15 protein-coding genes are annotated in these 10834 nt (G+C 67.7%); 11 read left to right on the top strand and 4 right to left on the bottom strand.

Features of this window, described 5'->3' with window-relative positions:
- From V9E98_04800 to V9E98_04755, 10 genes are all read left to right on the top strand, one after another.
- The coding region (locus tag V9E98_04800) for an LCP family protein (GenBank protein MEI2716303.1) at window positions 1–1154 on the top strand (1154 nt) is incomplete at its 5' end.
- Window positions 1155–1182: 28 nt separating this feature from the next.
- The gene (locus tag V9E98_04795; GenBank protein MEI2716302.1) at window positions 1183–2118 is read left to right on the top strand and encodes an aldo/keto reductase; all 936 of its coding nucleotides are present in this window, start codon (window positions 1183–1185) and stop codon (window positions 2116–2118) included.
- Window positions 2119–2133: 15 nt separating this feature from the next.
- Window positions 2134–2361, top strand: a complete 228-nt coding sequence (locus V9E98_04790) for a ribbon-helix-helix protein, CopG family (GenBank protein MEI2716301.1) — start codon at window positions 2134–2136, stop codon at window positions 2359–2361.
- Window positions 2345–2770, top strand: coding sequence for a TA system VapC family ribonuclease toxin (locus V9E98_04785; protein ID MEI2716300.1), 426 nt, complete (start codon window positions 2345–2347; stop codon window positions 2768–2770). The genes V9E98_04790 and V9E98_04785 overlap by 17 nt, the downstream gene beginning before the upstream one ends.
- A gap of 45 nt (window positions 2771–2815) precedes the next feature.
- Complete coding sequence (locus V9E98_04780) at window positions 2816–3562, top strand: alpha/beta hydrolase (protein MEI2716299.1); 747 nt, start codon at window positions 2816–2818, stop codon at window positions 3560–3562.
- Window positions 3546–3740 carry an alpha/beta hydrolase gene (locus V9E98_04775; GenBank protein MEI2716298.1) on the top strand — a complete coding sequence of 65 codons (195 nt, stop codon included), beginning with the start codon at window positions 3546–3548 and terminating at the stop codon, window positions 3738–3740. The genes V9E98_04780 and V9E98_04775 overlap by 17 nt, the downstream gene beginning before the upstream one ends.
- A 184-nt stretch (window positions 3741–3924) precedes the next feature.
- Entirely contained in the window at window positions 3925–4704 is a 780-nt protein-coding gene (locus V9E98_04770) for a hypothetical protein (GenBank protein ID MEI2716297.1), read from the top strand.
- Between the two features lie 94 nt (window positions 4705–4798).
- The gene (locus tag V9E98_04765) at window positions 4799–5464 is read left to right on the top strand and encodes a response regulator transcription factor (GenBank protein MEI2716296.1); all 666 of its coding nucleotides are present in this window, start codon (window positions 4799–4801) and stop codon (window positions 5462–5464) included.
- Window positions 5465–6454: 990 nt separating this feature from the next.
- On the top strand, window positions 6455–6766 hold the full coding sequence (locus tag V9E98_04760; protein ID MEI2716295.1) for a sensor histidine kinase: 312 nt from the start codon (window positions 6455–6457) through the stop codon (window positions 6764–6766).
- Between the two features lie 138 nt (window positions 6767–6904).
- Window positions 6905–8107, top strand: a complete 1203-nt coding sequence (locus V9E98_04755; protein MEI2716294.1) for a hypothetical protein — start codon at window positions 6905–6907, stop codon at window positions 8105–8107.
- Here the strand turns inward: V9E98_04755 and V9E98_04750 are convergent, their stop codons facing one another.
- Window positions 8108–8719, bottom strand: a complete 612-nt coding sequence (locus V9E98_04750; protein ID MEI2716293.1) for an agmatinase family protein — start codon at window positions 8717–8719, stop codon at window positions 8108–8110.
- The gene (locus tag V9E98_04745; protein MEI2716292.1) at window positions 8658–9119 is read right to left on the bottom strand and encodes an arginase family protein; all 462 of its coding nucleotides are present in this window, start codon (window positions 9117–9119) and stop codon (window positions 8658–8660) included. Before V9E98_04745 ends, V9E98_04750 begins: the two co-directional genes overlap by 62 nt.
- An 87-nt stretch (window positions 9120–9206) precedes the next feature.
- Between V9E98_04745 and V9E98_04740 the strand changes: the two genes are divergently transcribed.
- On the top strand, window positions 9207–10139 hold the full coding sequence (locus V9E98_04740) for a sulfite exporter TauE/SafE family protein (protein ID MEI2716291.1): 933 nt from the start codon (window positions 9207–9209) through the stop codon (window positions 10137–10139).
- A 131-nt stretch (window positions 10140–10270) separates the two neighbouring features.
- On the opposite strand, the gene V9E98_04735 is transcribed toward V9E98_04740, so the two are convergent.
- Both V9E98_04735 and V9E98_04730 read right to left on the bottom strand, forming a co-directional pair.
- A complete protein-coding gene (locus V9E98_04735) occupies window positions 10271–10606 on the bottom strand; it encodes a type II toxin-antitoxin system VapC family toxin (protein ID MEI2716290.1) in 336 nt (111 codons plus the stop codon).
- On the bottom strand, window positions 10603–10779 hold the full coding sequence (locus V9E98_04730) for a ribbon-helix-helix protein, CopG family (GenBank protein ID MEI2716289.1): 177 nt from the start codon (window positions 10777–10779) through the stop codon (window positions 10603–10605). Before V9E98_04730 ends, V9E98_04735 begins: the two co-directional genes overlap by 4 nt.
- Window positions 10780–10834 lie beyond the last annotated feature (55 nt).

The raw sequence follows: 10834 nt of genomic DNA, 5'->3' as shown, positions 1-10834 counted from the left end.
AGGTATTTGTCGGGCACCATGTATGGGTGAGCAAGAGTGGGGATGTGCCCCCGGAGTTCGAGTCGTGGATGCGTCCGGAGCCAGGTGAGCAACCGACGCAGCGCCTCGGCGCGCCCGAACCCCGGCAACCGGTGGGCGCCGGCGTGGGTTCCTCACCGCGGCCGGTCGGGGCGCCGCCACGGCCCGTGCAGTCGCCGATCCCGCGCACGATCGCACCGTCTCGCAAGGGCCGCCGTCGTCATCGCAAATGGGGCGCCAAGCGGATCATCCTCACTGTGGTCGCCGTCTTCACCGTGTATCTGGTTGCCGTGGCCACGGTCTTCGCCACATCGGTGTCGAAGACGGCGGCGTTGCCAGCCAGTGACGCGTCCTCGTGGGGACGCAATTACCTCATCGTGGGCAGCGACAGTCGCCAAGGCCTGACGAAGGCCCAGCAGAAGAAGTTGCACACCGGCTCCACCGAAGGCCAGCGCACCGACACGATCATGATCATGCACGTCCCGCTGTTCGGGACTCCGACACTCGTCTCGATCCCGCGCGACTCCTGGGTCGGCATTCCCGGCTACGGCCAGGGCAAGATCAATTCCGCGTTCGCCTACGGCGGCCCCGAGTTGCTGACCACCACGGTCGAGCAGACCACGGGGTTGAAGATCGACAACTACGTCGAGATCGGATTCGCCGGAGTGGCGAACACCACCGATGCCCTCGGCGGCGTGAAATTGTGCCCCACCCGCAAGTTCAACGACGTCAACAGCGGCTTGAAGGTGAAGAAGGGCTGCCAGACCATGGATGGCGCGGATGCCCTGGCGTATGTCCGCATGCGCTACGCGGACCCCCGGGGCGACCTCGGCCGGGTGGAACGCCAACAGGAGTTCATCTCGTCGGTCGCCAAGCGCGCCATGAGCCCCCTCACCTGGATCTTCCCGTGGCGCTCCTTCGGCGCGGCTTCGGCAGCGGGCAACAGTCTCACGGTCGACAAGAACACCGGCATCGTCGATGAGATGCGCCTGGCGGTAGCGATGGGGATGATCTCGATGGGGATGGGCCAGTCGACGACGGTGCCCACCGTCGAGGGCACGTACTTCGTGGCCGGACAGGACGCTGTGAAGTGGGACTCCCCCAAGGCGTTGGAGTTGTTCAACTCCATCGACTGATGGCGGTCCCCCGGGGGACAGTAGAGCCATGGACAACCGCAGGATCGGAGATCTTGACGTCTTCCCGCTCGGATTGGGCTGCATGCAACTGTCCGGCCGCAGGATGATCGACCGCCGGGAACAGGCGATCGCCACGATCCACACGGCACTCGACGCCGGGGTCTCGCTGCTGGACACCGCGAACATCTACGCCCCGGATGCTGCGCGGCTCGGGCACAACGAGGAGCTTGTGGCCGAAGCGGTTTCGTCGTACACCGGGCGCCGGCCGGTGATCGCCACGAAGGGCGGCATCACGCGGGTCCCCGGCACTGACGGGGATGTGTGGGGCCGCGCCGGCACACCGGATGCCCTGCTGCGGGCAGCAGAGGCCTCGGCGACACGTTTGGCCGTCCCGAGCATCGACCTGTACTTCCTCCACCGCGCCGATCCGACGGTGCATTTCAACGATCAGATCGCCGGTCTGATGGCTGTCCAGGAACGCGGCCTTGCCCAACGGATCGGGCTCAGCAACGTGACCTCGCCGATGTTGCTGCGGGCTCTCGAGATCGCCGGTGGACCTGCCGACGGCGGCATCGTCGCCGTCCAGAACGAGCGGTCCCCGCGATATCGGGCGGACAGCGACGTCCTGGAGATCTGCACCGAGCACGGGATCGCATATCTGCCCTGGTCGCCGTTGACCGGGGCGGAGACGTTCGCCGACCATGCCAATGCCCGCGGAGTCACCCCCCAACAACTGACGTTGGCGTGGCTACTCGGGCAGTCCCCGGTGGTCATACCGATCCCTGGCAGCAGCCGGCCGCAGACGGTATTGGCTTCGGTGGAAGCGACCAGGATCAGCATGTCGATCCGTGAAGTGGACGAGTTGACCGCGCTGCCGGTCAGAGCAGGCGTCGCTTTACCCGGACTCCGAACCCGGGCCGCCGCTCTAATTCCGCATCATGATGCTGTGGTCATCGCATCATGATGCTAGCCTTGATCCATGCGCACGACAGTGACACTGGCCGATGACGTGGCCGCGGAGGTCGAGCGTCTGCGACGCGACCGCGGCATCGGGACAAGCGCAGCCATCAACGAACTCGCCCGGGCCGGCATGTCACAGCCGGTCCACGATCGGCCGTTCCGTCAGCGCAGTGTTCACCTAGGACTGCGCGCCGATGTCAGCAACATCGCCGACGTCCTCGACGCCCTGGATGACGATGATCGTTGACGCCAACATCCTGCTGTACGCCGTCGACCTCTCCAGCCCGTTCCACCAGCGCGCCGCGCGGTGGCTCGAGGATGCCGTCAACAGCCCCAGGCGGGTTGGGCTGCCGTGGCAGACGATCGGCGCGTTCCTCCGGATCTCAACTCATCCACGACTCAACGCGTCGCCGCTGTCGATCGAGCAAGCATGGTCATTCGTCGAGGATTGGCTCGCCCAGGAGACGGTGTGGATCCCGCCGGCGACCCAGCACACCGCACTGGTGCTGCGTCAACTCCTCTCCGAGACCCACGTCGCGGCCAACCTCGTACCGGACGCACAACTGGCAGCGCTGGCCATCGAGCACGGGGTCCGGTCGTCTCCAACGACAGCGACTTCGCGCGCTTCACCGGCTGTGTCTGGATCAATCCGCTGACCGCGTGAGGCGCGCACGGCACGCCATCTGCGTCACAGTGGGCGCATGCGTGCGTGGTGGGTGTCGATCCTCCTGCTGCTGACGGCATGCGGGTCGACTCCGGCCGTACCGGCGCCCCCCGAGCCCCGCATCGATCCGCAGGTGAGCGCCCACGGGATCGCCTGGTCCGAACTGGGGACCGGCCGCCCCTTGCTGCTGCTCAACGGCACCGGCTCACCGATGGCCGAGTGGGATCCCGCGTTCCTCTCGGCACTTGCCTCCGAACGCCGGGTCATCGTCTTCGACTACCCGGGCCTCGGCGATTCGACAGCCCCGGCTCGCACGACGTTCGCGGGCATGGCCGGCGCCACCTCCCAACTGATGACCGACATCGGCGTGCAGCGTGCCGACGTCCTGGGCTGGTCGATGGGCGGATTCGTGGTGCAGGAGCTGCTGCGCAGGCATCCTGAGCGCGTGGACCGGGCCATCCTCGTCGGGACCAATCCGGGCGGTGACCGCGCCAGCCTCGGCCCGCGCTGGGTCCAGCGTGCCGACAGCGATCCGGACGCGGGACTGAAGACGTACCTTCGGACGAACTACCCCCACACCCGATGTGCACAGAGCCGGGGCCGTGCGTTCCTGGACCGGCTCGACGATGCCGTCGACGTCGGGTCGCTACCCGCAGCCCACAGTGCCCGCCGCCACCTACGACGCGATGGTCGCAGCGGAGGACCCCTGGCTGCGGTCGAACCGCAACGCCGCTGCCCTGCGCGCCGTGCAGACGCCTGTGCTGGTGATGGTGGGACGCCGTGATGTCATCACACCGCCGGCCAACAGCCGGGCCCTGGCCGGGTTGCTGCCGAACTCGCAGTTGCTGCGGGTCCCGGCCGCCGGACACTCGGTGCTCTTCCAAGCGCCCCAGGAGAGCGCCACAGCGATCACGGCCTTCCTGGACGGCACCTCCGCGTCGCCCGTATGGCCCTGCACCTGAGGGACTCTCACCCGGTTCTTACCTTCTTCACGTTCGGCTCTCGCGGGGACGTCGGACTCTGATGGCAACGACGAAAGGACCCACGTCATGAAGAAGATCGGCGCAGTTGCCGGCGCAAGCATCGCGGCGTTCGCCGTGGGCGCCACGCTCGCGGGAGGCCTGACCATCGCCACCGCCGACAGCAATGCGGATTCCACCCCGACACACCCCTGCCCAGGGCTACGGGCCCGGCCAGATGGGCGGCCCGATGGGCCAGCGCGGTCCCGGCGAGATCGTGACCGGCGAGGACGCCCAGAAGGCGATCGACGCTGCCCTCGCCGTCGTACCCGGCACCGCGGACCACGTCCACAAGGACGCCAGCGGCAACTACCTGGTGATGGTCACGACCAGCGACAACACCCACACCCTCGTCGTGCTCGACGCGAACTTCGCCTTCGTCGAGCAGAAGGAGATGCCGGCCGGCGGTCCGGGCGGTCCCGGCCATGGCCCCGGCACCCCAGCCACCGACGAGCAGACGCAGAAGGCCACCGACGCGGTGCTCGCGGAGTATCCCGCCGCCACGGTCCTGCACGTCTTCGTGCGTGACGGCGAGGGCTACGCGGTGCTGATGCGCACGGACAACGGCAAGAAGAAGGTCGTGCTGCTCGACGAGCAGTACACCATCCAGTCCGTGGAGAACCCCCGCAAGCGCGGTCCCCACGGCAAGCGCGGACACGGACCGCTCGGTCATGACGTGACCGGGCCCAACTTCAAGAAGGCCGAGGCGGCCGCGCTCGAGGAGTTCCCCGGCGGCACCGTCATGGACGTTCACAAGAAGGGTAAGAAGTTCTACGCCATGGTCAAGAAGGCGGACGACTCGATGGTTGTCGTCGTGATGAACGCCGACTTCGAGATCACCGGCACGAAGGCTATGGACTTCCCGATGCGTCACCAGCAGCCGACGGCGACGTCGACCGCCGCGTGACGGTCATGGGCGCGCCCTGTGTTGCATCCCCCGTTCGCGGGGCGCGCCCTGACCAACCGTCGATCTGGCCACATGCTGAGGCAGACTCACAGCCATGAAGGTTCTTGTTGCCGATGACGACAGGGCGATCCGGCAGTCCCTCACGACGGCGCTCGAACTCAACGGCTACCAGGTCACAGCCTGCAAGGACGGCGTCGAGGCGCTGGCCGCTTTCCGCAGTGACCGCCCCGACGTCCTCGTACTCGATGTGATGATGCCCGGCGTGGACGGCCTCGGCGTGTGCCGAGTGCTGCGTGCCGAAGGCGACCGCACCCCCATCCTCATGCTCACTGCCCGGGTCGAGACCGCCGACCGCGTGGCGGGCCTCGATGCCGGCGCCGACGACTACGTCCCGAAGCCGTACGACATCGATGAGGTCCTGGCCCGTTTGCGCGCTCTCTTGCGGCGCGCTGAGCAGACGCCCACCGGCGACGATCTCGTCGTCGGTGATGTTCGTCTGTCCCCCACTTCCCGACGGGTCTGGCGGGCCGACCAGGAGATCGAACTGTCCAAGACCGAGTTCGACCTGCTGGAGTTGCTCATGATCAACTCCGGCATCGTGCTCGAACACCACGTGATCTACGAACGCATCTGGGGCTACGACTTCGGGCCGGACTCGAAGAACCTCGCGGTCTACGTCGGATACCTCCGGCGCAAGCTCGGGCCTCCGGAGGTGATCCGCACCATCCGTGGGGTGGGCTACACCATGCGGTCATCATGAGCCTGCGTACGAAACTGGCCATCTCCTTCGCGGGGATCGCCGCACTCGTCGCGGCCCTGATGGGGGTGATCGGATACACCGCCACGAACGAACAACTGCAGCGCGCCGCCGATCAGGCCTTGCTCAGCGGCGGTGGCCGACCGCAGGGTCCGGGCGGTGAGGAGCGCCGCGACGAACGCGGTCAGGATGCCATCGCCGTGCTGTCACCCACCGGCGAGGTCGTGCGCAGCGACGGTGTCGTGCAGTTGCCCGTCACCGACGCCGACCGCGCCGCCGCCTCCGCGCAACGCCCGAGTGTGAACGCCCGAACCCAGTCCGTGGACGGCACCCCCTACCGGATCCTCACGGTCTCCCCCGGCGAAGGCCGGGGAGCGGTGATGGTGGCGCGGGACTGGTCGGAGGCGGTTGCAGTTCTGCGTCGTCTGGCAGCGGTGTTGGCCGTGTGCGCCGTGGCACTCACGGCATTGGCCGCCGCCCTCGGGTGGTGGCTGGCCAACCGGATCACCAAGCGCCTCGTCGTGCTGACCGAGACTGCCGAGCGGGTCAGTGCCACTGGGCAACTCGATGTCGAGGTTCCCGGTGCCGGCACCGACGAGGTCGGACGGCTCGCGGGGTCATTCAACACCATGCTCGGACGGCTCGCGGAGTCCCAGTCGGACCAGCAGCGACTGGTGCAGGACGCCGGGCACGAGTTGCGCACACCGCTGACATCACTGCGCACCAACATCAGCCTCCTGGAGCGTTTCGAAGAACTGGACCCCGACGTGCGCGCCCGGGTGCTCGCGGATCTGCGCGGGGAGTCCCGGGAACTGACGGGATTGGTCAACGAGGTACTGGCGCTGGCCGGCGGTCAGGGCGCCAACGGCGAACCGGAACCGGTGCCCTTGGCCGCGGTCGCCGAGTCGGTCGCCACCCGGGCCCGCCGCCGGACCGAGCGCCAGATCACGGTGGACGCGGACGATGTCCCAGATCCTGGCGCCCCGAGCGGCGGTGGAGCGCGCGGTGTGGAACCTGGTCGACAACGCCGCCAAGTTCGACCCGAGCGGCTCGTCGATCGAGATCCATGTCCGCGAGGGCATCGTCGAGGTGATGGACCGCGGTCCGGGCGTGCCCGCCGAGGACGTGCCCCACCTGTTCGACCGCTTCTACCGTCCCGTCGCCTCCCGCAGCCTGCCGGGGTCCGGGCTCGGCCTTGCCATCGTCAAAGACGTGGCCGAGGCCAACGATGGCCGGGTCTACGTGGTCGCCCGCGAAGGCGGCGGATCCGTGTTCGGGATCGCCTGGCCGCCGCTGGCGGACTGACCAGGCAACACGCGCCACCCACCTGCTCGTGTTGCGTTGTTGGGCGACACGCCGGCGTGTTATTCCTGCAACGGGCCGGGGGCGCAGTACGCGGGCGCTCGCTCGGGCCCGGTAGAGTCCGCTGCCAAAGGGGGACTCATGCTCGAACTCGCCGTCACAGCGGCCCTGATGCTTCCCGCGAAGGCCGACCCCGTAGTGAGCTTCGCGACGTACAACGTCTGCAAGACCTCGTGTGGGACGGGTCGATTCGCCTGGGATCGACGCAAGAAGGCCACCGTGCGCACCATCGTTTCAGCCAGGCCGGACGTCCTCGCGCTGCAGGAAGCCGACAACTCATACCTCTACTACGAAGAAGCGTTGAGAAGACACGGCTACAAGCGTGTACAGCCCGACACTGACGTGTGCACCGACGGCTGCGTCCCGGACTCTCAACTGTTCTACCGACCGACCGTGACCCCGATCGGCAGGCAGGTCCCTAGCGAGCCCCGGCCTTCGGCATGCCTGCCGTACCCACCCAAAGGCCCGGTGGAGCCGGTGGATCAGGACTATCCGCCCTATCCACCTGCTGGCTCCGACCCGGCGCTGGTACGTCAGTGGGAGCAGTTGCGCGCACAGATCCGGGCGGCGAATGACGCCGCGGACTTCGAGTACTACCTCGCAAGTCAGAGTTACGAACGCGCCGGATGCGCCGCCTACGCGGACTGGACGCCGTTCACGACCCTCGGAAGTAGATCTAACTCCCTGGCTGAGTGGGCTGAATCGGCCGACCTAGCCCGCTCAGCGCAGGATCGCAACATCATGTGGTCGCTGTTCAAGCACAAGCGCACCGGCGCCGCCTTCCTTGCGGTGTCGATCCACCTGCCGAACGAGAAGACCCCCCAGGCTGAGCAGTACCGCAAGTCATTGGCCAAGTCGCTCACGCCGAAACTGAGCAACTGGCGTAGCCGGGTTGGAGCAGGCAAGGTCCCGACCATCGTGATGGGGGATCTGAACTCCTTCGCCTATCGTCAGCCGCGAGGCGCGCACTGGATTCTGGGCAGGAGCGGATTCAAAGACGCCTACTCCGCGGCGCGCAAGGTCAACGGCGACGTGACGACCGTCAACACGAGCGCCACCAACCGCGATCCCTTCCCCGCGAGTCCGCGCCGTTCAGACACCCCCACGCGGCTCGACTATGTGATGTTCGACAAGGGGCGGGCTCTGCGCTACGAGGTCCACATCCGACTGAAGTCGGGGCGCTTCGACAACCGCTACCGGGGCAGCGACCACAACCTAGTCAAGGCGACGCTGAAGTTGCCCCACATGGGTCTTCCCAAACGCTTCGACAGCACACAGGGGTAATCAGCGGTCCAACAGTGGCTGCCGGGGATCCCAGGTCGTGCCGTCACGGTCGTCCTTGCGCCGGCGCGCGATGGCGGTCAGCGCTTCCAGCACCACGCGGTTGCCCAGCAGGGCCGTGATGTCGGCCTGGTCGTAGGGAGGCGAGACCTCGACGACGTCCATCCCGAGCACCGGCAGTTCGTAACAGATGCGGCGGACCGCATCGAGGAGTTGTCGACTGCTGAGACCCCCCGGCTCCGGCGTCCCCGTACCCGGAGCGTGCCCCGGATCGCACACGTCGATGTCGACGCTCAAGAAGATCCCGTCGCACTCGTCGAGCGCGATCTCGAAGGCTTCCGTCAGGCACTCGTCGAGGCCGCGCGTCACGATCTCGGTCATCTCGAAGGAGCGCATACGCTGCTCGGCCATCCAATCCAGGATGTCCGGCGGCGGCCAGTACCCGCGCAGCCCGATCTGCAAGAAGCGGTCGCCCCGCGCGGCGCCCGACTCGATCAGGCGGCGCATCGGCTGACCGTGCCCGATGAGGGAACCGAACTCGATGTCACCGGTGTCAGCGTGGGCGTCGAAGTGGATGACGCTGACCCTGCCCCACTTGTCCCCACCGCGGGCCACTCCCGTCACATCCGGCCAGGTCACGGTGTGGTCGCCGCCCAGGATCAAGGGGCATGGCACCGGTCGCGGCCACCTTCTCCACCGCCGCTTCGAGGTCTGCACAGGACCGGGCCGCGTCGCCGGAGAACATCTCCACGTCCCCGACGTCCACGACGCGCAGGTCCTGCAGCCCGTCCACCCGCATCGCCAAAGACGGCCGGGAACCGTCGTGGGCCAGGTAGCAGGTCTCCCGCAGCGCCTTGGGACCGAAGCGCGCCCCGGACCGGTAGGAGGTGCCGCCGTCGAACGGCGCGCCCAGGATCACCACGTCGGCGTCACGGTAGGTGTCCGGGTCGTCGAGATCGGCGGGATCGACGCCGAGGAACGTGATGTCAGGACCGAACTGCGCGCCGTACCTCATGAACGCGAGGGTAGTCGCAGTGGCCGTTGCGAGACCCGTCGTGCGCCGTTGCCGGGAGTCGCCCGCTCGATGTTGCAGACTTGCCCGGTGAGCATCGACCCGTTCCTTACCCTCGGGGGACTGTTCGCAGGCATGGTGGTCGGGCTCACGGGACTCGGTGGCGCCGCGATCGTGACGCCGATGCTCCTGCTGCTGTTCAACGTCCCCGCACCGGTGGCGGTGTCCACCGACGTGGTCTCGGCTGCAGTCATGAAGCCTGTGGGCGCCGGCGTGCACATCAAGCGCCGCACGCCGTACTACCCGGTGGTGCTGTGGCTGTCGCTCGGATCCGTACCCGGAGTCCTGCTCGGGACCTGGCTCTTCTCGGTCCTCGTCGGGGAGGAGGGCGGCGACACCGCCCTGCGGCGCTTGATCGGTGTCGTGCTGCTGGTCGCGGTGGTCGTGACCCTGCTGCGCCTGCGACTGCGCAAGTACACCGAAGAGCACGGTGACCAGCCGCTGACGTTCTCGCGCGGGAAACTTGCGCTGGCTTCTGCGGTGGGCCTGTTCGTCGGCACGTTGGTGGGGCTCACGAGCGTCGGCTCGGGGACGCTGATCGCTGCGAGCCTGATGATCCTCTTCCCCGCCATGCTGCCCAGCCGCCTTGTGGGCACTGACCTGGTGCAGGCGGTGCCGATGCTCGTGGTCGGGGCCATCGCGCATGCCGGACTCGGCGAGATCGACCCCACCGTGCTGTTCTCCCTGCTGCTCGGGCAGATCCCCGGGGTGTTCATCGGCGCGCGCATCTCGAGTCGTTACAACGGCCAGGAACTGCGGTGGTTGCTGCTGGTGCTCGTCGGCTCGGCAGGACTGGCGCTGCTCGGAGCGCCCACGTGGCTGGCGACATCCATCACGATCGTGGGGGTCCTGCTGCTCGGGATTCCGATCATCGTGCGCAGTGTGCGGCACAGCGCAAGGAGCGGCTCGAGGTCTAGACCGCCGACCTCGTCGCTCGCGGATGTGCCGGCAGGTCGGCGCTAGAGCGCCGCCGGATCGAGACGCTCCAACACGCGATCGAATGCCGGATCCGTCGACACAATGGCTCCGATTCCAGCCCGGGCAGCCGTTGCGGCGTGTACTGCATCCCGGCCCCGAAGCGTGCCGTCGCCGGATCAAGCCGAGTGCTGTCGTCCAGCACCCGCTCGTCGAAGGCGTGGAGGATGCACGAACGGGCGGCCAGCCTGCCCTGCTCGGCGGCGGTCGCCGGCGTCGGTCCTGCGCATCCGGTGAAACGTCAGTTCTTGGACCATCTCGACACTGGCGTGCAGCTCCAGACCGCTGAGCCGGGCATCCCGCAGGAAATCCCGGCAGGGTTCGCGCAGCGGATGCTCCCCACCGAGGGCGTAGGCGAAGACGGAGGTGTCCACCAGGACGGCGCGGCTCACGAGTAGTCGCCGGCAACCGGCTCCAGCGCACTGCTTGGCGTCCTGCCAGTCCTCGCCGGTCACCGCCGATCGACGGGCATGTCCAGCAGCGCGTCGAGGGCACGCGCCTTGTCATCGGCCCCGGAATCCAGGTACTGCCCGATGGCCTCCCGGATCACCGAGGCCACGCTGCGATGGTCGGCCCGGGCGACGCGCTCCAGACGCTCGTACTCCGCACGCTCGATCAGGATCTGCACCCGTCGTCTCCATCACGGACATGCTCATACAGTAGCATGTGTAGGACTACCTGCC

The organism is Candidatus Nanopelagicales bacterium, assembly GCA_037045355.1.
Lineage (GTDB): Bacteria > Actinomycetota > Actinomycetes > S36-B12.
The sequence above is the reverse complement of the archived record's forward strand: the minus strand, read 5'-3'. Positions and strand labels throughout refer to the sequence as shown.